Source organism: Streptomyces sp. NPDC050560 (assembly GCF_044457285.1).
Taxonomy (GTDB): domain Bacteria; phylum Actinomycetota; class Actinomycetes; order Streptomycetales; family Streptomycetaceae; genus Streptomyces.
Map to the genome: position 1 here is coordinate 18269 of NZ_JBITGT010000008.1, position 20712 is coordinate 38980.

At 71.1% G+C, this 20712-nt stretch carries 17 protein-coding genes; 6 read left to right on the forward strand and 11 right to left on the reverse strand.

Annotation, left to right across the window (positions count from 1 at the left end; translation table 11 throughout):
• Positions 1 to 86 precede the first annotated feature (86 nt).
• Entirely contained in the window at positions 87 to 278 is a 192-nt protein-coding gene (locus tag ACIBIW_RS19340) for a hypothetical protein (RefSeq protein ID WP_399337672.1), read from the reverse strand.
• 235 nt (positions 279 to 513) lie between these two features.
• On the opposite strand from ACIBIW_RS19340, the gene ACIBIW_RS19345 reads away from it, so the two are divergent.
• Together ACIBIW_RS19345 and ACIBIW_RS19350 are read left to right on the forward strand one after the other, a co-directional pair.
• Positions 514 to 1305 carry a hypothetical protein gene (locus tag ACIBIW_RS19345; protein ID WP_399337674.1) on the forward strand — a complete coding sequence of 264 codons (792 nt, stop codon included), beginning with the start codon at positions 514 to 516 and terminating at the stop codon, positions 1303 to 1305.
• Positions 1306 to 1746: 441 nt separating this feature from the next.
• On the forward strand, positions 1747 to 1935 hold the full coding sequence (locus tag ACIBIW_RS19350) for a hypothetical protein (protein WP_399337676.1): 189 nt from the start codon (positions 1747 to 1749) through the stop codon (positions 1933 to 1935).
• A gap of 89 nt (positions 1936 to 2024) precedes the next feature.
• Here ACIBIW_RS19350 and ACIBIW_RS19355 read toward each other — a convergent pair whose 3' ends face one another.
• Positions 2025 to 2387: a metal-sensitive transcriptional regulator gene (locus tag ACIBIW_RS19355; protein ID WP_399337678.1), complete on the reverse strand. Its 363-nt coding sequence runs from the start codon at positions 2385 to 2387 to the stop codon at positions 2025 to 2027.
• Positions 2388 to 2628: 241 nt separating this feature from the next.
• Between ACIBIW_RS19355 and ACIBIW_RS19360 the strand changes: the two genes are divergently transcribed.
• Together ACIBIW_RS19360 and ACIBIW_RS19365 are read left to right on the forward strand one after the other, a co-directional pair.
• Positions 2629 to 3249 (forward strand): DUF47 domain-containing protein, encoded by a 621-nt coding sequence (locus tag ACIBIW_RS19360; RefSeq protein ID WP_399337680.1) that lies wholly within the window; start codon positions 2629 to 2631, stop codon positions 3247 to 3249.
• 6 nt (positions 3250 to 3255) lie between these two features.
• Positions 3256 to 4254, forward strand: coding sequence for an anion permease (locus ACIBIW_RS19365; protein WP_399337682.1), 999 nt, complete (start codon positions 3256 to 3258; stop codon positions 4252 to 4254).
• A 179-nt stretch (positions 4255 to 4433) separates the two neighbouring features.
• Here ACIBIW_RS19365 and pstB read toward each other — a convergent pair whose 3' ends face one another.
• The 8 genes from pstB to mshD form a co-directional block, all read right to left on the reverse strand.
• Entirely contained in the window at positions 4434 to 5210 is a 777-nt protein-coding gene (gene pstB, locus ACIBIW_RS19370) for a phosphate ABC transporter ATP-binding protein PstB (RefSeq protein ID WP_399337684.1), read from the reverse strand.
• 28 nt (positions 5211 to 5238) lie between these two features.
• On the reverse strand, positions 5239 to 6306 hold the full coding sequence (pstA, locus tag ACIBIW_RS19375) for a phosphate ABC transporter permease PstA (protein WP_399337686.1): 1068 nt from the start codon (positions 6304 to 6306) through the stop codon (positions 5239 to 5241).
• Positions 6303 to 7310: a phosphate ABC transporter permease subunit PstC gene (gene pstC / locus ACIBIW_RS19380; RefSeq protein ID WP_399337688.1), complete on the reverse strand. Its 1008-nt coding sequence runs from the start codon at positions 7308 to 7310 to the stop codon at positions 6303 to 6305. Before pstC ends, pstA begins: the two co-directional genes overlap by 4 nt.
• 104 nt (positions 7311 to 7414) lie before the next feature.
• Positions 7415 to 8557 (reverse strand): phosphate ABC transporter substrate-binding protein PstS, encoded by a 1143-nt coding sequence (pstS, locus tag ACIBIW_RS19385; RefSeq protein WP_399337690.1) that lies wholly within the window; start codon positions 8555 to 8557, stop codon positions 7415 to 7417.
• A 530-nt stretch (positions 8558 to 9087) separates the two neighbouring features.
• Positions 9088 to 9516, reverse strand: a complete 429-nt coding sequence (locus ACIBIW_RS19390) for an NUDIX hydrolase (RefSeq protein WP_399337692.1) — start codon at positions 9514 to 9516, stop codon at positions 9088 to 9090.
• Positions 9513 to 10685 carry a CHAD domain-containing protein gene (locus ACIBIW_RS19395; RefSeq protein ID WP_399337694.1) on the reverse strand — a complete coding sequence of 391 codons (1173 nt, stop codon included), beginning with the start codon at positions 10683 to 10685 and terminating at the stop codon, positions 9513 to 9515. The genes ACIBIW_RS19390 and ACIBIW_RS19395 overlap by 4 nt, the downstream gene beginning before the upstream one ends.
• A gap of 244 nt (positions 10686 to 10929) precedes the next feature.
• On the reverse strand, positions 10930 to 13221 hold the full coding sequence (locus ACIBIW_RS19400; RefSeq protein WP_399337696.1) for an RNA degradosome polyphosphate kinase: 2292 nt from the start codon (positions 13219 to 13221) through the stop codon (positions 10930 to 10932).
• Between the two features lie 2236 nt (positions 13222 to 15457).
• Positions 15458 to 16393 carry a mycothiol synthase gene (gene mshD, locus ACIBIW_RS19405; RefSeq protein ID WP_399337698.1) on the reverse strand — a complete coding sequence of 312 codons (936 nt, stop codon included), beginning with the start codon at positions 16391 to 16393 and terminating at the stop codon, positions 15458 to 15460.
• Between the two features lie 195 nt (positions 16394 to 16588).
• On the opposite strand from mshD, the gene ACIBIW_RS19410 reads away from it, so the two are divergent.
• A complete protein-coding gene (locus ACIBIW_RS19410) occupies positions 16589 to 18463 on the forward strand; it encodes a bifunctional metallophosphatase/5'-nucleotidase (RefSeq protein ID WP_399337700.1) in 1875 nt (624 codons plus the stop codon).
• A 219-nt stretch (positions 18464 to 18682) separates the two neighbouring features.
• A complete protein-coding gene (locus ACIBIW_RS19415) occupies positions 18683 to 19156 on the forward strand; it encodes a heme-binding protein (RefSeq protein WP_399337702.1) in 474 nt (157 codons plus the stop codon).
• Here the strand turns inward: ACIBIW_RS19415 and ACIBIW_RS19420 are convergent.
• On the reverse strand, positions 19141 to 20673 hold the full coding sequence (locus ACIBIW_RS19420; RefSeq protein WP_399338367.1) for an ATP-binding protein: 1533 nt from the start codon (positions 20671 to 20673) through the stop codon (positions 19141 to 19143). The genes ACIBIW_RS19415 and ACIBIW_RS19420 overlap by 16 nt on opposite strands.
• Between the last annotated feature and the right edge of the window lie 39 nt (positions 20674 to 20712).

Genomic DNA, 20712 nt, shown 5'->3' on the forward strand with positions numbered 1-20712 from the left:
GGAAACGAGACGACGCCTGCGACACGCGGGGTTCCGGGGCGCGGGGAAGCACGGCGGGCGGTGCGGGCCCCCGCCGGGCCGTGTGTTCAGTCCCCGTGCGCCCCCGCGGCGTCCGCGAGATGCGCCTCGACGTCGGAACGCGCCTTGCTGCGCGCTCTGCGGGCGGGGCCGCGCCAGCCGCAACTGCACCGGGCGAGACAGAAGCGCCCCGCCTCCGCCGTGCTCGTGCGGTGTCCTTCGACGGTACGGGGCCCTGTCACATCGTCCTGCTGCGCCACCCCTTCACCGTACGCGCGCGCGGCCGGGTGAGGTACGGCGTGACGGCTGGCGCGGGCGGTCGTTGAGCGAGAGGGACCACGGGAACGGACCGGCGCAGGGGGTTGGCGGGCGATGGCGGCATGGCGAGTGGGGTCTCCTGCGGACGAGGGGACCCCCGGCCGGGTTGGTGCGAGGACGGGGGAGTGCCGGGGCCCCCGCGGGCGGAGGGGCGCCGCGGCGGTCACTGCGGCGGCGGTGGCCGGGCTGGTGTCCTGCGCCGCGGGCTGCTCGGGCGACGGCGCGGCCGAGCAGGGCAGCGGGACGGTGGGCGGCTCCGCGGAGACGGTACGGGCCGCCGCGGCGGTCCTGGTCGAGCAGGGCACGTCGAAGGCGCGCACGGCGATGGAGATGGCCTCGGGCGGCACCCGCGTCACCATCAGGGGCGAGGGCGTCTACGACTACCGGGCGCGTACCGGCAGGCTCAAGGTGCTGCTGCCGCCCGACCCTGGCGGCACCGAGGAGCACCGCCCGATCACCGAACTGCTCGCGCCCGGCGCGCTCTACATGAAGCACAGGGGCGCGGGGGTGCCGGACGACAAGTGGGTACGGGTCGACACCGCGTCGCTCACCGACGGCAATCTGGTGACGGGCGGCGCGACCGATCCGCTGACCGCCGCGCAGATCCTGCGCGGCGCCGGGCAGGTCACGTATGTGGGCTCGGTGGATCTCGCGGGGGTGCGGGTGCGGCACTTCCGGGGGGTCGCCGATCTGGGGAGTGCGGCGCGGGCCGTGGGGGAGGGGTCAGGTGGGGCGTCGCTCGCCGCGGCGGCGAAAGGGTTCTCCAGGACCCGGGTTCCGTTCGACGTGTATCTCGACGGGGACGGGCGCATTCGCAAGCTGCGGCATCGGTTCAGTTATGACAACGGGGAGGGGGCGCGGCCCGTCGAGGTGACGTCCGTTGTTCTTCTCTATGACTTCGGGGCGGGGGCCGAAGTGGCGTTGCCTGAGGCCGCGGAGATTTATACGGGGCGTGTTCAGGGGCCCTGAGGGGGCCTTCGGCTGGGGGGCCGGGGTGGGGGGTGCGGTGTCTTTCTTGGCTGGGGTTCGTCGTGGTTGGGTGCGCAGTTCCCCGCGCCCCTTCTGGGGGGGGGCCGGGGTTGTGGGGATTGGTGGCGGTTCGTTGTGGTTGGTCGCGCAGTTCCTCGCGCCCCTGGGGGGGGGGTGCGGTTTCGTTCCTGGGCTGGGGGTTCGTTGTGGTTGATTGCGCAGTTCCCCGCGCCCCTTATGCAGTTCCCCGCGCCCCTTATTTCGGGGGTTGCTTGGTGGGGGTGGTTCGGAGGGAGGGGGTGGGTGGGGGCTGGAAATGGTCCATCCGTGCCATGTGCGGTGTGTGGGGTGCTGCCTAGGCTTGGGGCCTGTCGTCGCGCTCCCGTCTGCCCCGCCGCGAGTGGGACGACTGGACCTTAGAGCCCATGGCGGCGTGGAGGGGTGAGGCGCGTGGCTCCGGTGCTGGGAACGGCGGTGCAGGATGTCATCGCCCTGGCCGAGATAGAGCTGTGCGGGGATCTGATCATCGCCGCCTCCACCGCCCGTGAGGAACGTCTCAGCGCGGCCCGTATCGACGAGGTGCTGGGCGTCTCCGAGGAACGGCTCGTCGCCCAGGGCCTCGGCTGCTGAGCGGCGCCCGGGGCGCCTGAGCGCCCCCACCCGGGCCGGTTCCGGCACACCTCTGCGCCCCCCGGCCGGGCGGCCGACGGGCCCCGGGCTCAGGTGCGCAGCAGGCGGGCGATCGCCTTCGTGGCCTCCTCGACCTTCTCGTCGATCTCGTCACCGCCCTTCAGCGCCGCGTCGGCCACGCAGTGCCGCAGGTGCTCCTCAAGGAGCTGGAGCGCGAAGGACTGGAGGCCCTTGGTGGAGGCGGAGACCTGGGTGAGTATGTCGATGCAGTACACATCCTCCTCGACCATCCGCTGAAGGCCCCTGAGCTGGCCCTCGATGCGGCGCAGCCGCTTCAGGTGCTCGCCCTTCTGCTTGTGGTAGCCGTGCACACCGCGGTCGTGGTCGGTGACCACGGCGGGCTCCGTGGGAGGCAGCGGCTCGTTCACCGCGTCGGTGCCGGCGGTCGTCATCCCGTCCTCCAAGGAACGCGCAAGGGCTCGCAGAGCCACTCGGTGGGCCAGGGGAACACCTGCTGGAGAGATATACCCCTAGTGGGTATATGGTACCGATTTCTTCCGGGTAGGGAACGCTTGACAGAACCCCCCGGTGGCCGCACTGTCCGATAGGCGACACTGGGGACGCCGGTTAGCCGTGGCTAGATGTTGCGCTTAGCATCAGCCTGTCCGAAAACCAAGCATCCGAGGACCCTACGTGCGCTTTCGTCTGACCCCAAGGGAGACGAGCTTCTACGACATGTTCGCCGCGTCAGCGGACAACATTGTCACGGGCTCGAAGCTCCTGATGGAACTGCTCGGGGCGGACACCGCTGCCCGTGCCGCCATCGCCGAACGCATGAGAGCCGCGGAGCACGCCGGGGACGATGCCACACACGCCATCTTCCACCAGCTCAACTCGTCCTTCATCACCCCGTTCGACCGCGAGGACATCTACTCCCTCGCCTCCCAGCTCGACGACATCATGGACTTCATGGAGGAGGCCGTCGACCTCGTCGTCCTCTACCAGGTCGACGAGCTGCCGAAGGGCGTGGAGCAGCAGGTCGAGGTGCTGGCCAGGGCCGCGGAGCTGACCGCGGAGGCCATGCCCAACCTGCGCACCATGGACAACCTGACCGAGTACTGGATCGAGGTCAACCGCCTGGAGAACCAGGCCGACCAGATCCACCGCAAGCTCTTGGCCCACCTGTTCAACGGCAAGTACGACGCGATAGAGGTCCTCAAGCTCAAGCAGATCGTGGACGTGCTGGAGGAGGCGGCCGACGCCTTCGAACACGTCGCGAACACGGTGGAGACCATCGCCGTCAAGGAGTCCTGAGGCGACGTGGACATCTTCGCCCTCGTCGTGACCATAGCGGTCGCGCTCTTCTTCACGTACACGAACGGCTTCCACGACTCGGCGAACGCGATCGCGACCTCGGTGTCCACCAGGGCGCTGACACCGCGGGCCGCCCTCGCCATGGCGGCCGTGATGAACCTCGCGGGCGCCTTCCTCGGCAGCGGTGTCGCCAAGACCGTCAGCCAGGGCCTCATCTCCACCCCGCACGGCGACCAGGGGATGGGCATCCTCTTCGCCGCCCTCTTCGGGGCGATCGTCTGGAACCTCGTCACCTGGTACTTCGGGCTCCCGTCCTCCTCGTCGCACGCGCTCTTCGGCGGCATGGTGGGGGCGGCGCTCGCCGGGGGCATCACCGTGTACTGGTCCGGGGTGCTCGACAAGATCGTCATCCCGATGTTCCTCTCGCCCGTCATCGGGATCATCGCGGGCTATCTGGTGATGTGCGCGATCCTCTGGCTCTTCCGCAAGTCCAACCCGCACAAGGCCAAGCGGGGGTTCCGGGTCGCGCAGACCGTGTCGGCGGCCGCGATGGCGCTCGGGCACGGGCTCCAGGACGCCCAGAAGACCATGGGCGTGGTGGTGATGGCGCTCGTCATCGCCGACGTGTCCGACTACGGCGACCCGATCCCGGTGTGGGTGAAGCTGGTCTGCGCGGTGATGCTGTCGCTCGGCACGTACGCCGGCGGCTGGCGGATCATGCGCACCCTGGGCCGGAAGATCATCGAACTCGACCCGCCGCAGGGGTTCGCGGCGGAGACCACCGGGGCCACGATCATGTTCGGCTCCGCGTTCCTCTTCCACGCGCCGATCTCGACGACGCACGTCATCACGTCGGCGATCATGGGCGTCGGCGCGACCAAGCGGGTCAACGCGGTGCGGTGGGGGGTGGCGAAGAACATCGTGCTCGGGTGGTTCATCACGATGCCGGCCGCCGCCGTGGTCGCGGCCGTCAGCTACTGGGTGGTCCTGCTGCTCTTCGGGTGACCTGGCGGCCCTGGCCCCGTCGGCGCGGGCCGCTGCGTGGGCGCGCGCCGTGACCGGTGACAGCGGGGGCCCGCCCCCTGGGAGCTTCGAGGGGGCGGGCCCTTGCCTCGCGGTGGCACCGCCATGCAGCACCGCGAGGGTCTGCCGGGACCCGCCCGAGGCGGCGCGTCCCGAGACGCTCAGCCGAAGCGGCCGGAGATGTAGTCCTCCGTCGCCTGGACCGAGGGGTTGGAGAAGATGCGCTCGGTCTCGTCGATCTCGATCAGCCGCCCCGGCTGGCCCACGGCCGCCAGGTTGAAGAACGCCGTGCGGTCCGAGACCCGGGCGGCCTGCTGCATGTTGTGCGTCACGATGACGATCGTGAAGCGCTCCTTCAGCTCCCCGATCAGGTCCTCGATGGCGAGGGTGGAGATCGGGTCGAGCGCCGAGCAGGGCTCGTCCATCAGCAGCACGTCGGGCTCCACGGCGATCGCCCTGGCGATGCACAGCCGCTGCTGCTGGCCGCCGGAGAGGCCGGAGCCCGGCTTGTTCAGCCGGTCCTTGACCTCGTTCCAGAGGTTGGCGCCCCTGAGGGACTTCTCGACGGTGTCGCCGAGCCGGCTCTTCTTGTACGAGCCGTTCAGCTTGAGCCCCGCCGCCACGTTGTCGTAGATCGACATGGTGGGGAACGGGTTCGGGCGCTGGAAGACCATCCCGACGGTGCGGCGCACCGACACCGGGTCGATGTTCGCGCCGTACAGGTCCTCGTCGTCGAGGAGCACCTTGCCCTCGACGCGGCCACCCGTGGTGACCTCGTGCATCCGGTTGAGGGTCCGCAGGAAGGTGGACTTGCCACATCCCGAGGGGCCGATGAAGGCCGTCACCGAGCGGGGCTCCACGGTCATCGAGATGTCCTCGATCGCCTTGTGGGAGCCGTAGTAGGCGGTGAGGCCGCTGACGTCGATTCGCTTGGCCATCTGGATCACTGCTTCTTTCGTCGCCGCGTCAGCGGCCGGTCTTGGGGGACTTCCAGCGGGCGATGCCGCGGGCCACCAGATTGAGGATCATGATGAAGATGATCAGGGTGAGGGCTGCCGCCCAGGCGCGGTCGTACGCGGCGCCCGAGCCCGCGCTGTTGGCGTACTGCTGGTAGATGTAGAGCGGCAGCGACGCCTGCGCCCCGTCGAAGGGGTCGTTGTTGATGAAGGGCGAACCCCACACCAGCAGCAGGACGGGCGCGCTCTCACCCGCGATACGCGCGATGGCGAGCACCACACCGGTGGTGATACCGCCGATGGATGTCGGGATCACCACCCGCAGGATGGTGCGCCACTTGGGGACACCGAGGGCGAGCGACGCCTCGCGCAGCTCGTTCGGGACGAGCTTCAGCATCTCCTCGGTGGAGCGGACCACCACGGGCATCATCAGGATCGCCAGGGCGAGGGAGCCCGCGAACCCGGAGGGGCCCATGTCCAGCATCAGAATCCAGAAGCTGAGGACGAACAGACCGGCGACGATGGACGGGATGCCCGTCATGACGTCGACGAAGAAGGTGACGGCCGCGGCCAGCTTGCCGCGCCCGTACTCGACGAGGTAGATGGCGGTCAGGATGCCGATCGGCACGGCGATCACGGTGGCGATGCCGACCTGCTCAAGGGTGCCGATGATGGCGTGGTTGATGCCGCCGCCGGGGTCGCGGTCGGCGACCACGCCCATCGAGTGCGTCAGGAAGTAGCCGTTGAGCACCTTGACGCCGCGCTCGATGGTGACCCACACCAGGGAGACCAGCGGGATCAGCGCGATGAGGAAGGCCACCCAGACGACGCTGGTGGCGACCCGGTCCTTGGCCTGCCGCCTGCCCTCGACCCGGTAGGCGACCGCGTACGAGCCGGCGACGAACAGCACGGCGGCGATCAGGCCCCACTGGATGCGGCTGCTGAGCCCGGCGCCGAGGCCGATGGCGACCGCCACGGCGACGGCGGCGACCGCGATCGCCCACGGCGACCAGCGGGGCAGCGTCGCGCCCTGGAGGGCCGAGTGCCGCTTGGGGGCGATGTCCTGGACGGTGCTCATGCGTTCGCCCCCGAGTACTCGCGGCGGCGGGCGATGATCGCGCGGGCCGCGCCGTTGACCAGCAGGGTGATGACGAAGAGCACGAGACCCGAGGCGATCAGCGCGTCCCGGCCCTCCTCCGTGGCCTCGCTGAAGTTGCTGGCGATGTTCTGCGCGAAGGTGCCGCCGCCCGGGTCGAGCAGGCTGGCCTTGATGTCCATGATCGGGGAGAGCACGGTGGCCACGGCCATCGTCTCGCCCAGCGCGCGGCCGAGGCCCAGCATCGACGCGGAGATCACGCCGGAGCGGCCGAACGGCAGCACGGCCATCCTGATGACCTCCCAGCGGGTGGCGCCGAGCGCGAGCGCGGCCTCCTCGTGCATCTGCGGCACCTGCCGGAAGACCTCGCGGCTGACGTTGGTGATGATCGGCAGGATCATGATCGCCAGCAGGATGGAGACCGTGAGCAGGGAGCGCGGGGCGCCGCCCTCCCACGAGAAGATGTGGGTCCAGCCGAGGTAGGTGTCGAGCCAGCCGAAGAGGCCGTTCAGATGCGGGACGAGCACCAGCGCGCCCCACAGGCCGTACACGATGGACGGCACGGCGGCCAGCAGGTCGATCACGTACGCGAGCACGCCGCTGAGCTTGCGGGGCGCGTAGTGCGTGGTGAACAGGGCGATGCCCATCGACACCGGCACCGCGAGCAGCATCGCGATGATCGACGAGACGACGGTGCCGAAGGCCAGGACCGCGATGCCGAACACCGGCGGGTCGGTGTTGGCGTTCCACTCGAAGGTGGTGAAGAAGTTCCCGTGGTCCTTGCTGATCACCGACACGGAGCGGTAGGCGAGGAAGGCCGCGATGGCGGCCATGATCACCAGCAGCAGGATGCCGGACCCGCGGGAGAAGCCGAGGAATATTCGGTCGCCCATGCGAGTGGCGCCGCGCGCTTCCCTGCGGTGCTGCGCGTCGCTCGGCACGGGGGGTGGGGGAGGAGCCGTGGGGCTCTGGGTTGTGGTGTCCATGCTTAGTCTCCGGTCTGCGGAGCCGCTTCGTGGGCGGCTCCGGGCGGCGGTGCACCGGACGGCGCGGGCGGTCGGCCGGGGCTCGGCGACCGCCCGCGATCGGGTCAGCTCAGGCCGCTGATGGTGTCGCGGACCTTGGTGGCGATCTCGTCGGGCAGCGGGGCGTAGCTGTTGTCCTTCAGCAGCGCCTGGCCGTCCTCGCTCGCGATGTAGTTGAGGAAGGACTTGGTGGCGGGCAGGGTGTCCGCCTTGTTGCCCTTCTCGCAGGCGATCTCGTACGTGACCAGGGTGATCGGGTACGCGCCCTCGTCGCTGGGGTCGTAGTTGAGCTGGAGGGCGAGGTCCTTGCCCTCGCCGACGACCTTCGCCGCGCCGATGGCCTTGGAGGCGTTGTCGACGGTGGCCTTGACCGGGTCGGCGGCCTTGGTCTTCACGTCGACGGTCTTGATGCCGTTCGTGGCGTACGACAGCTCGAAGTAGGAGATGGCGCCGGCGGTCTGGGTGACCTGCTGCGCGAGCCCGGAGGAGCCGGTGGCGGACTGGCCGCCCTTGGCCTGCCAGACCTTGCCGCCCTCGTACTTCCAGTCGCTCGCGGCGGCGGCCTTCAGGTATGCGGTGAAGTTGTCCGTGGTGCCGGACTCGTCCGAGCGGTGGAACGCCTGGATCTTGGTGCTCGGGAGCTTGGCGTCGGGGTTCAGCGCCTTGATCGCGTCGTCGTCCCAGGTCTTGATCTTGTCGTCGAAGATCTTGGCCAGGGTCGGGGCGTCGAGGACCAGGTTGTCGACGCCGGGGACGTTGTAGCCGATGGCGATCGGGCCGCCGACCATCGGGAGGTCGATGGCCTGGCTGTCCTTGCAGACCGACTTCGACTTCTCGATCTCCTCGGGCTTCAGCGCCGAGTCCGAGCCCGCGAACGCGGTCTGGCCCTGGAGGAACGAGGTGACGCCGGCGCCTGAGCCGTCCGGCTTGTAGTTGATGCGTACGTCCTTGCAGGCCGCCGTGTAGTTCTTCACCCACGCGTCGATCGCGTTCTTCTGCGCGGAGGAGCCGTTGGCGAGCAGCTCACCCTTGGCGTCGTCGCACTTGATCGACCCGGCCTGGGCGTTGCTGCTGTTGCCCGTGCCGCTGCTGGCGTCGTCGCTGCCGCCGGTGTCGTCCGAGCCGCACGCCGTGAGGGCCAGGGCGCCGGAGACGGCGACGGCGCCGAGGGTGAGGGCGCGAAGCCGGTTCTTGCGCTGAAGCTTCACTTTCGGGAGTTCCTTCCAGGAGCCGCCTCTCGCGGGCGGCGTGCGAAGTCGGGATCGCATGTCGTTACGGACGGTTGCTGCGCGGCGCGTGTGGGGAGCGGCACGCATCGTTCTGGGGCCGAAATTAGGCAGATGAGGTGAAGCGCCCGATGGGCAAAAGTGAACGGCGGGTGAACCTCGGCGGGCGGTGCGGTTAGGTAACGGAATGCTCACGGACGAACGTCGTCCATGTCACGCGACGTCGGGGTCCGGCGCGGGCCGTGCGCCGCACGGGGCGGGGGTGGGCGGGGAACGGCTCCGGGCGGCACGGGTCGAGCGCCCGGCTCGGAGGTTTTTTCCTCATTTTCAACCGATCCCCGAGCCCCCGCCCGCGAGAGACGCGCCGGGAGGGGGCCGAAGGCCCCACGGGACCGCCACGCCCGCGCCGGGGAGACGTGGCCCACCCCCGCGCCGGGAGGACGTAGCCCCGCGCCCGCGCGCGCCGGGCAGAAGGGGCGGCGCTCTTTCTCCGCCCGCCGCAGCCGCAGCGGCTACGCCCCGCCCGCCAGGGTTCCGAGGAGGGAGGCCACCAGCTCCCGGTCCTGCCCGACCGTCAACCGGCCCCGTGCCTCGACGGGCGGCAGCCACACCACCCGGTCGACCTCACGGTTCGGGGTGAACACCCCTCCGGTGGCCCGCGCCGCCCAGTACCTGACCTGCTTGGGCCGCCCGTCCACCAGGTAGCACGCCGTCGGCAGCTCCGCGCCGAGCCGGCACTCCATGCCGGTCTCCTCACGCACTTCGCGCACCGCGGCCCGCCGCGCGGACTCGCCGCGCTTGAGCTTCCCCTTCGGATGGGACCAGTCGTCCCACTTGGGCCGGTGCACCAGCGCCAGCTCGATCCCCCCGCCCGGCGCGGGCCGCCACAGCAGGCAGCCCGCGGCGAGCACGGTCACCCCGTCGGCACCCGTCACCGTCATCGCGCCCTCACCACCTCCCGCAGCCACGCCTCGTGGAACGCGAACCGCGCCGCCTCCACCTCGTGCCGCTGGTCCGCGTGGAGCAGCCCGAGCGCGTACGCGGTCGACGGGGCGATCCGGGGCGTACGCGCCGCCGCGGCGGCAGCGGCGGCGGCCTCGGCCGCGTCCCGGTGCCGGTCGAGCGCGCGCCCCGCCTCGGCGAGCCTGCCGTCCCTGCCAGGCTCGCGCTGCCGCTCGGCGCCCAGCACCTCGCGCGCGTACCTGTGCAGCCGCAGCAGCAGCCTTACCTGGTGCCAGGGCGCGTCCTGGGCGTGCGGCGCCGGGTCGGCCGCGAGGCTCTGGGCGAGCGAGTCCGCGTTGTACGGGCGCCCCGCGCGGTGCAGCGGCAGCGCCGCGACCGCCTCCATCAGCCGGTTCTCCGCCTCCGCCGCGTACTGCGCCAGGTCGGCGCCAGCGGCGCCCGGCAGCAGCGGCACCTCGCTCGCCAGTACCGCCACCCGGTCGGCGAGGGCGTGGAAGCGGGAGGAGCCGAGGGCCTGGAGTGCGGTGGAGTGCGCCCTCGTCCTGGCCAGGGTGAGCTGCCGTTCGAGCAGCGCGCCCGCCTTCGCCGCCCCCACCGTGAGCGTCCCCGGCATCGGGGGCCCCGCGGCGGGGCCGGCCGGGGGCTCGGGCTGCGGTGTGAGCGGCGGCGCGGTGCGCAGGCCGTTCGCCGCGGGCCTGCCGCGCGCCGGGACGCCGCGCCGCTCGCCGCCCGCCGCCTGGGCGCCCGGCCGCTCGCGGCCCGCCCGCGCGGGCGGCGCGGGGTCGGCCGCCGGGTGCTGTCCCGGCACGCCGGGGGCGCCGGAGAGCCGGTGCAGCGCGCCGAGCAGCCGTTCGAGCCGGGCCGCGCAGGCGTGCTCGTGGCCCAGCGTGCTGGAGAGCCAACCGAGCTCGGCGCGGAGCGCGTCCGACCACTCCGGGTCGAGCAGCGGTCTGAAGGTGTGCAGGGTGCCGCCGATCCTGCGGGCCGCGGCCCGCAGCGCGCGCACCGCCTCCGCCGGCTCCTCGCCGCCGCTGCCTGCGCCGCCGCTCTCCCGGTGCTGCCGCAGCGAGCGGAGGAACTCCGTCGCCTGCCCCTGAAGCTGCCCGGGCAGCCCTTCTTTGCCCGCGGCCAGTCCGTCCCCGCTCACGGCCTGCTCCCCCGAGACCCGCGCCGCGCCCGGCCTGGCCTCCTCGCTCGGTGGGGCGGCGGCCTGTGCCCCGCCGCTCCCCGGTGGTCCTTGTACTCGGGGCGCCGGGGGCCGCTCACGCACCCGCCCCTCGGCCGCCCCGTACACCGCGCCCGCCGGACCCGCGCCCGCCGGGGGCGGTCCTGTGCCGCCCCGGTGCCGGGCCCCGGACTCCGCGGCGCGCCCCCGGGCGCCGCCGCCGGGGTCATGGTGTCGCTGTGCCACGCCGGCGCCTCCGGGCGTCTATGAGCGTCTCCTGGATGTTGCGCAGCGGCCTGCCGGAGGAGGGGTCCGTCGCGTGCCGCGTCCAGTCGCCGTCGGGGCCCAGGTGCCAGGAGGAGGTGCTGTCGGACATGCCGGTCTCCAGCAGCCGGTTCAGCGTCGCCCGGTGGGCGGGGTCGGCCACCCGTACCAGGGCCTCGATCCTGCGGTCCAGGTTGCGGTGCATCATGTCGGCGCTGCCGATCCACACCTCGGCCTCGCCGCCGTTGCCGAACGAGAAGATCCGCGAGTGCTCAAGGAAGCGGCCGAGCACGGACCGTACCCGGATGTTCTCCGAGAGCCCCGCGACCCCGGGCCGCAGCGCGCAGATCCCGCGCACCCACACGTCCACCGGGACGCCCGCGCGCGAGGCCCGGTACAGGGCGTCGACGACGGCCTCGTCGACCATCGAGTTGACCTTGATACGGACGAAGGCGGGCCGCCCGGCGCGGTGGTGGTGCGCCTCCTTGTCGATCCGCGAGACCAGGCCGTCCCTGAGCGACTTCGGCGCGACCAGCAGGCGCCGGTAGGTCTCACGGCGCGAGTAGCCCGACAGCCGGTTGAACAGGTCGGAGAGGTCGGCCCCGACATGCGGGTCCGCGGTCAGCAGCCCCAGGTCCTCGTAGAGGCGCGCTGTCTTCGGGTGGTAGTTCCCCGTGCCCACGTGCGAGTAGCGGCGCAGCGTCTCGCCCTCCTGGCGCACCACGAGCGACAGCTTGCAGTGCGTCTTGAGGCCGACGAGCCCGTACACCACGTGGCAGCCCGCCTCCTCCAGCTTGCGGGCCCACTTGATGTTGGCCTGCTCGTCGAAGCGCGCCTTGATCTCCACGAGCACCAGCACCTGCTTGCCGGACTCGGCCGCGTCTATCAGCGCGTCCACGATCGGGGAGTCGCCCGAGGTGCGGTACAGGGTCTGCTTGATCGCCAGTACGTCGGGGTCGTTCGCGGCCTGTTCGAGGAACGCCTGCACGGACGTGGAGAAGCTGTCGTACGGGTGGTGCAGCAGGACGTCGCGCTCGCGCAGCGCGGAGAAGATGTCGGGCGCGGTCGCGGACTCCACCTCGGAGAGTCCGCGGTGGATACGCGCGACGAACTTGGGGTACTTCAGCTCTGGCCTGTCCAGCGAGGCGATGCCGAAGAGCCCGGTGAGGTCGAGCGGCCCCGGCAGCGGGTACACTTCGGCCTCGCTGATCTTCAGCTCGCGTACCAGCAGGTCGAGGACGTACCGGTCGATGGACTCCTCGACCTCCAGACGCACCGGCGGCCCGAAGCGGCGCCGCATCAACTCCTTCTCCAGGGCCTGGAGAAGGTTCTCCGCGTCGTCCTCCTCGACCTCAAGGTCCTCGTTCCTGGTCACCCGGAACATGTGGTGCTCAAGCACCTCCATGCCGGGGAACAGCTCCTCCAGATGCGCCGCGATCACGTCCTCCACCGGCACATACCGCTGCGGGGACGCTTCGAGGAAGCGGGACAGCAGCGGCGGCACCTTCACCCGCGCGAAGTGCCGGTGCCCGCTGACCGGGTTGCGCACCACGACGGCGAGGTTCAGCGAGAGGCCCGAGATGTACGGGAACGGGTGCCCGGGGTCGACCGCGAGCGGCGTGAGAACGGGGTAGATGCGGTTCCTGAACAGCGTGAACAGGCCCGCCTGCTCCTTCTCCGACAGCTCGTCCCAGCGGACCAGGTGGATGCCCTCCTCCGCGAGCGCGGGGGAGACGTCCTCCTGGTAGCAGGCGGCGTGCCTGGCCATCAGCTCCCTGGCCCTCGCCCAGATCATCTCCAGCACCTCGCGGGGCTGGAGCCCGGAGGCGGAGCGGGTGGCGACCCCGGTCGCGATACGGCGCTTGAGACCCGCGACCCTGACCATGAAGAACTCGTCCAGATTGCTGGCGAAGATCGCCAGGAAGTTTGCCCGTTCGAGCAGCGGGGTGCTCGGGTCCTCGGCCAGTTCGAGTACGCGTTCGTTGAAGGCGAGCCAGCTTCGCTCACGGTCGAGGAAGCGCCCCTGGGGCAGCTCGGTGGCCTCGGCGTCCTCCTCGTAGACATCGAGGTCGGCGTCGAGATCGGGGTCGAGGTCGGGGACGGCGGCGGCGACGGTGTGCGGGCGGTGCGCGGCGAGGGAGCCGACCGAGGGCTGGGTGTGCTGCGCCCCGGGGCCCGGGGCCACACCGCCGACCCCTGCGGCGGCACCAGGCCGGGGCGACGGGGTCTGCGCGTGGGCGTCGGGCTGTGTCATGACCCTATTCTTCCGCGCACCCGGCCTGCCCGGCGCGCTGAAGGTCGCACCGGAGCCTGGGGGCGTCCCGTTCTGCGGCTGGTCGGGCACGGCGGGCTGCATTCCGCGAGCGTCGCAAGGGAGTCTGAATCAGTGGTTACGGCCATATGACCCCCCGGGGGACAGCCGGATTCTCCCCGGTGGACGAGGCTTGGGGTGCGCTTGGCTCGCGGTGCGTCGGGGGTGCTGTCTTTGGGGTTGTCGGTGGTGGTCTCGGCCGTGGGGGCCCCTCGGGGGTGGCGCGGGGCTGCCTCGGCCCCGGTGGGGGGCCGGTGGTCGGGCTGGTGACGGCGTGGACGGTCGTGATGGTGGTCTTGATCCGGCGGGTCTCGGAGCGTCCGTGGCCGGTGTCCTGGGTGTGGCCCTGGAGCGGGATGTCTTTTGAGGGAAGAGTTTTGAGCTGCTTGGAGCCGCTTTCGGGGGTTCTTCTGGCTGCCTTTGGCGATCGGTGGCCTCTCCGGGCTTCTCGTCGGCGTCCAGTGGGCGAGGACGGGCCCAGTGGTGCTGCGCCGACAGGCACGCTCTTCCCCTCGGATCACGGGGCGTAGAGAACTCCATGACCCCGGAAGCCCGTCCCCGTCCCCCGCGCCACCTCGCGCCCGACAGATCGACACCAGCCGGACACCACACGACTGCACCAAAGCCTTGCGAGGAAGCCGGCGAACGCCTCTTCACCTCCTCCTCGGCGGTCCGCGAGGCGCTTTCCTCTGCCGCACGTCTCCCGACCCGTACCCCCGGTACGGGATGTCAGTTGAACTGTTTTCCTCGCCGTGCCGTTGTTTCACAGGTAAGGGCAGCGGAAGCCGCGGTCCGAGTTCAGAACGGCACTCCGGTACCGATCGACCTCTGTCGACGTCGTCAAGGGAGAGTGACTGAAATGCCAAGTAGCAGCAGTGACAGTGATTTTGAGAATCTACGCAATGCCGTCTCTCCACAGCTGAATCCAAGCTACTACACCGATCAGCAGCTAAGCAGCCTGAGGAGCCTGGACGATCTGATTCTGGACAACGAGGAGCGTGGTGCCAGGCAATTTGTCCGCGCGAACCCCATGGATGAAGAAATGGACGATATGAGGGTCGTCACAATGCGCGACGCGCAAGAATTCACTCGGACTAGGACTGCGCTCGCGGCGGCTTGGGCATCTTATCAACGCCACCCGGATTCGGCCCGTCGTGAAAACGCTCATGAGCAAGCGGCGCTAGCGCATGATGCGGCTACCGCACAGTGGATAGAGACGGGAATGAATTACTGTACAGAAATAAGCAGATACTTGGATTCACGAGACGAGGACGTGGTGAATATCGCTCAGGGATGGATGGACGAGCGGCCTGTAGATCTGCTGACCCCAGACCAACGCGAAAACTTGCGAGACGGGTACCAGGCTCTCGCGATGCAGCGAGTGACTCGACCTACCCGAGCAGGGAGGGGAGAGGATTACCCTGGGGCGGCGACTCTTGACGCATTCTTCGCGCGAACACTTGGTGCGGGTGCCGCACAGATGGTGAATGGAAACGGCCGACGAGCGGGCGAGACGTCACAACGACGGGTAAACGGCCACGGCCAGAACGGAGGCCACAGGCGAGCGCGCCGTTGACAACGGCTCGGAGTGCGTCCCGCGCGACGAGTCGGACGACGCCCGCTCGCCCTTCCTGCGTGGTCCGGCGACGCCTGAGGGCCGAGTGGAGCTCGCCTCCACCGGGACCGGGCGTTCGGCCCGTGCTCCCCGAGGGGGCCTCTTCGCCACCTATGCGCAGACGCGAGGCTCTTGGCGCTTCATGCGGACCTCCACCGGGCTGTCAACCTGATCAGGTCCGAGAGTCGTCCGTGGTCAATCCGGTTCGAGGGTACCGGCCGGCGCCTGCCGACCTGACCCCCGAAACCGCCGACGCGCCCAAGCCCCCACCCGGCGTCCGCGCACAAACCCCCCACCGGGGCCGAGGCCGCCCACGAACGGAAGGGTCCGTGTGGGCGACGAAGTCGTTCACACGGACCCGACCCACGACCAATGGAAACGCCCCCAAGTCCTCCCCAAAGCAGACCACGACCGAGACCACCACAAAACCACCCCACAATCCCGCACCCGATACCAACGGCAAGCCGAGACCGAAGAACCACGAACCACGAACCACGAACCCGAGGAACCACGAACCCCGAACCGCGAACGGAGAACGGAGAACCGGAACCCGGAACCCGGAACCTAAGACTCGGCCCGATACATCAGGTCCGTTTCATAAGTGGCGAAGCCGAGTCCTTCGTACACCCGCACCGCCGCCAAGTTGTCGGCATCGACATAGAGCATCCCGGTCTCCACCCCCCTCCCCACCAGATAAAGCAGGCCGACGGCCGTGAGCGCCTTCCCGAGCCCGCCCCCCTGCTCACCCGGGCGGACGCCCACCACGTACACCTCACCCACGCCCTCCCCCCCATGCACCTTCGTCCAGTGGAAGCCGATCAGCTCCCCACCGCGGAAAGCGAGGAAGAACCCCTCGGGGTCGAACCAGTCCTCCGCCATCCGGTCGTCCAGGTCGCGCTGGGTGAGGGAGCCCTGTTCCGGGTGGTGGGCGAACGCCTCCGCGTTCACGGCGAGCCAGGCCGCGTCGTCCTGCCCCGGCACGAACGGACGTACCGTCACGCCCTCGGGGAGCACCGGCTCCGGGATGTCGAGTCCGCCGAGCGGGCGCCGCATCTGGCGCAGTTCGCGGAAGAGGCTGAGCCCGAGCACCCGCGCCAGGTGCCGCGCCGCGGGGTGGCCGCCGTGCGCCCAGACCCGCAGCCGCTTGCCGGTCTCCGCGAGCAGCGCGTTGCCGAGCGCGCGCCCGTGGCCGCGGCCACGGGCGTCCGGGTGTACGACGAGTTCCGCGGCGGGCGCCTCCACCGGGTCCGTGGCGTCGAGTTGGGCGTAGCCGAGCAGCGCGGGCGCCGCCGCGTCCCCGACGGTCAGCAGCAGGTGCCGCACCCCGGCACGCGGGCCGCCCCGCAGCCGCAGCCTGCCCTGCTCCGAGACGGGCTGCTGCCCGTCCGCCGCCGCCGCGGCGGCCAGCAGCGAGGACACCTCCTCCGCCTGCGCCGCGGTCAGTTCCTCGGTGGTCTCGATGCGACGCTGTCCCGCCTCGCTCGCTGATGCGCTGGTCATGACCACGAGCGTACGGGCAGCAGCCGGGGCGCGGGAGGAAGCCCGACCCCGGAAGGCAACCCGTACGTAACCCGCGCCCCCTGTTCCGCTACGCGCGTTGACCCTAGGCTGCGCCCCGGCGCAGCAACGGCGCCCGGGCGGCACCCGAAGGGAGCGGCCCGTCACCCGTACCGCAGTCACCTCACAGGGGGGCACGTGTCAGCCAAAGCCCAGTCACGGCACCGTTCGAGACGCCGTTCCCGCCAGGCCCTCACCGCCGCGGCGCTCGCCGCCGCCTGCGCGCTGCTCGCCGCGATGCCCGCCAGCGCGACGGGGACCCACGGCGGCCCCCACGGTCACGGCCACGGTCATGGCCACGGCAGTCATGGCCACGGTCACGGCGGCCACGGCGGGCACGGGCACGGCAAGCCCGCCCCGACCGTCGACGTGCAGATGCTGTCGTTCAACGACTTCCACGGAAACCTCAAGCCCCCCGCCGGCTCCGACGGCAGCCTCACCGAGACCGAGCCGGACGGCACCACGAAGACCGTGCAGGCGGGCGGCGTCGAGTACCTGGCCGGCTCGCTGCGCACCGCACGCAAGGGCAACCCGTACAGCATCACCGCGGCGGCCGGCGACCTGGTGGGCGCGAGCCCGCTGCTCTCCGGGCTCTTCCACGACGAGCCCACCGTCGAGGCGATGAACAAGCTCGACCTGGACGTCACCAGCGTCGGCAACCACGAGTTCGACGAGGGCGCCACCGAGCTTGCCAGGCTCCAGAACGGCGGCTGCCACCCCGACGACGGCTGCTACGAGGACGGCAGGACCTTCGAGGGCGCCGACTACCCCTACCTCGCCGCGAACGTGACGGACGAGAAGACGGGCAAGCCGATCCTGAAGCCGTACTGGGTGTGGAAGCACAAGGGCGTCAAGATCGGCTTCATCGGGGTCACCCTGGAGGGCACCCCCGACATCGTCACCGCCGAGGGCGTCAAGGGCCTCAAGTTCCACGACGAGGTGGAGACGGTCAACAAGTACGCCAAGGAGCTGGACAGGCAGGGCGTCAAGTCGATCGTCGCGCTGATCCACGAGGGCGGGATGCCCGCCTCGACGTCGTACAACTACGACTGCGACTCGCCCGGCGCGGGCGACGGGATCTCGGGGCCGATCGTGGACATCGCCAAGGGCATCTCGCCCAAGGTGGACGCGCTGGTCACCGGCCACACCCACCAGGCGTACGTCTGCACGGTCCCCGACCCCTCGGGCAAGCCGCGCATGGTCACCTCGGCGTCGTCGTTCGGACGGCTGTACACCGACACCACGCTGACGTACGACAAGCGCACCAAGGACATCGTGCGCACCAGCGTGAAGTCCGCGAACCACGTGGTCAGCAGGGACCAGCCCAAGGCGCCCGACATGACCGCGCTGATCGACCACTGGGACTCGCTGGCGGGCCCGATCGCCAACGAGCCGGTCGGCTATATCGCGGACGACATCACGGGCGAGGGTGACGAGTCCCCGCTCGGCGACCTGATCGCGGACGCCCAGCTCGCGTACGGCAGGACCCTCGACCCGGAGGCCGACCTCGCCCTGATGAACCCGGGCGGTATCCGCGCCGACCTGGTGAAGGCGGCGAGCGGTGACGAGGGCGACGGGGTGGTCACCTATGGCGAGGCGTTCACGGTGCAGCCGTTCAGCAACACCGTGAACCTGGTGAACCTGACCGGGGAGCAGTTGGTCACGGCGCTCCAGCAGCAGGTCAGCGGGGCCAACGAGGCGTCCCCGAAGATCCTCCAGATCTCGGACGGGCTGACGTACACGCTGGACATGACCAAGTCGGGTGCCGACCGGGTGGTCGCGGACTCCGTGAAGCTGAACGGTGAGCCCGTCGAGCAGGACGCCAACTACCGCGTGGTCATGAACAACTTCCTCGCGGGCGGCGGCGACGGCTTCGCCGAGCTGGGCAAGGGCACCGAGCCGCTGGTCGGCGGCGACGACCTGGCCGCGTTCTCCGACTATCTGAAGGCCAACTCCTCGGCGGACGCGCCGCTCTCGCCACCGGCCGCCGACCGCATCACGGTCGTGCGGTAGGGGCGTGCGGTAGCGGTCGTACGACCGCGGGCCCGCGGCGCGGCGGCTCGTACGGGAAAGCCCGCGGCACGGCGGCTCGTACGGGAAAGCCGTGGTACGCAGGCGAAACCGCGGCGCGCAGGGGAAACAGGAGGGGCTCCGTCCGACGGGCGGGGCCCCTTCCGCCGTCTCCGCCGCCGCCGTGGGCCACCGCTTCCGTGGCGGTGATATTTTTCGATCATGTCTGGAATTCCACGCCTCCCGGGGCTGACGTCGGACGAGGCGGACGGGGTGGTCAGGGCCGCGCTCGCGGTCGGCGCGGAGCGCGGGTTCCCCCCGCTGGCCGTGGCCGTCCTCGACGTCGCAGGGGAGGTGATCGCCCTGCGCCGCGCCGACGGCGGCATGCCCATGACCAGCAGAATCGCGGTGGCCAAGGCACGCACCGCGCTGCTCGCGCTGAAGCCGTCGGGGCAGGTCGAGCTGCCGGGCGGCATCGTCGACGGCATCCAGCACCTCTACGGCGGCGACTTCGTCCCCTGGGCCGGCGGGGTCCTCATCACCGAGGGTGATCTGATCCTCGGCGCGGCGGGCGCCTCCGGCGGCCACGCCCGAGAGGACGAGGAGGCGGTGCGCACGGCGGTGCGGCGCTGGCACGAGGACCGGTCCCGGTCCCCTCTTCCGCCGCCCCCGGACGGCCCCTACCCCGCTCCCTGACCGCCCGCGTCCGAGCCGCCCGGCCCGCCCTGGCCTTCCGGACCCTCCTGGCCTCCCCGGCCACCCCGCCCGCCCGGTGAAGGGTCGCCTGGCGGTGGGGTCGCCGCGCCCGGGAGGCGTACCGTCGCCACCGTGCCCGTGCCCTCCTCCGCCGGGCGCAGGGCCACCTCGCCGCCGCTCTGGCGCACCGTGCGCGCCACGATCGACAGGCCGAGCCCCGAGCCGGGCAGGCTGCGCGCGGAGGGCGAGCGCCAGAAGCGGTCGAAGACGTGCGGCAGCTCCTCCGGGGGAATCCCGGGCCCGTGGTCGCGCACCGTCAGCACCCCGGCCGCGAGCCGCACCTCGACGGTGCCTCCCACCGGGCTGAACTTGACCGCGTTGTCGAGGATGTTGACGATCGCGCGCTCCAGCGCGGGCGGCTCGGCCCGTACCCACCAGGGCTGCACATCGGCCGTGACGGACACCTCGGTGGCGCGCAGCCTGGCCCGGCCGAGCGCGGTGTCCACGATGTCGTGCAGCGCCGTCACCCGTACCCGGTCGGGGTGCTGGCCCACGTCGGGCCGCGACAGCTCCTGGAGGTCGCCGATCAGCGCCGCAAGCTCCGTCATCTGCGCCCGCACCGACGCGAGCAGCGCCGTCCTGTCCTCGGGCGGCAGCGCCCGTCCTGTCTCCTCGCTGCGGGCCAGCAGGTCGATGTTGGTGCGCAGCGAGGTCAGCGGGGTGCGCAGCTCGTGCCCGGCGTCCGCGATCAGCCTGGCCTGGCGGTCGCGGGAGGAGGCGAGTGCGGCGGTCATCGAGTTGAAGGAGCGGGAGAGCCGGGCGATCTCGTCCTCGCCCTCGGCCGGGATGCGCACCGTCAGGTCCTCGGTGCGCGCCACGTGTTCGACCGCGCCGGTGAGCTGGTCCACCGGCCTGAGCCCGGCACGCGCCACGCCGAGCCCGGCGGCGCCCGCGCCGAGTACGCCGATGCCGGAGGCGAGCAGCAGCATCAGGGCGAGTTCGTTGAGGGTGGAGCGGGTGTCGTTGAGCGGCAGCGCGATCTGTAGCGCCAGGTCGCCGTAGCGCAGGCTCTGCACGGAGAGCGCGGTGGTCAGCACCCGTACCGGCTGGCCGTCGTCGCCCGTGCCGTCGCGGAAGTGGCGCACCCCGGGGGCGCCGCCGCTCGCCACGTCCTTGTCGTCGTCGGTGACCTTGAGCGCGCCCGCGGCGCCCGGCCAGACACAGCGCCCGCCGTCGGACTTGACCACCTGGAGGTAGTAGTCGGTGCGCACCGGGCCGTTCTGGGCCGGCGGGGCCGACTCGGTGCAGTTGCCGAGCACGCCCTGGACGTCCGAGAGCCTGACCGAGCCGACGGTGTTGACGAGGTCCGCGTCCACCTCCCCGTACAGCTTGCCGCGTACCAGGAACCAGCAGACCACGGAGACCGCGGCCACCGCGAACGCCACGGCCGCCGCCACCAGCATGGCGAGCCGGGTGCGCAGCGGCAGCGCCCTGATGCGGCGGGCGGCGCGCGCCACGCTCGTCGGGGGGTGCGGCGGCGGGGGGCCCGCCGTGGG

Bases quoted from the DNA above. Each gene is read 5' to 3' on its own strand.
- ACIBIW_RS19355 (WP_399337678.1), bottom strand. From the start codon at position 2,387: ATGACGACCGCCGGCACCGACGCGGTGAACGAGCCGCTGCCTCCCACG.
- pstB (WP_399337684.1), bottom strand. From the start codon at position 5,210: ATGGCCAAGCGAATCGACGTCAGCGGCCTCACCGCCTACTACGGCTCC.
- pstA (WP_399337686.1), bottom strand. From the start codon at position 6,306: ATGAGCACCGTCCAGGACATCGCCCCCAAGCGGCACTCGGCCCTCCAG.
- pstC (WP_399337688.1), bottom strand. From the start codon at position 7,310: ATGGACACCACAACCCAGAGCCCCACGGCTCCTCCCCCACCCCCCGTG.
- ACIBIW_RS19390 (WP_399337692.1), bottom strand. From the start codon at position 9,516: ATGACGGTGACGGGTGCCGACGGGGTGACCGTGCTCGCCGCGGGCTGC.
- ACIBIW_RS19400 (WP_399337696.1), bottom strand. From the start codon at position 13,221: ATGACACAGCCCGACGCCCACGCGCAGACCCCGTCGCCCCGGCCTGGT.
- mshD (WP_399337698.1), bottom strand. From the start codon at position 16,393: ATGACCAGCGCATCAGCGAGCGAGGCGGGACAGCGTCGCATCGAGACC.
- ACIBIW_RS19415 (WP_399337702.1), top strand. From the start codon at position 18,683: ATGTCTGGAATTCCACGCCTCCCGGGGCTGACGTCGGACGAGGCGGAC.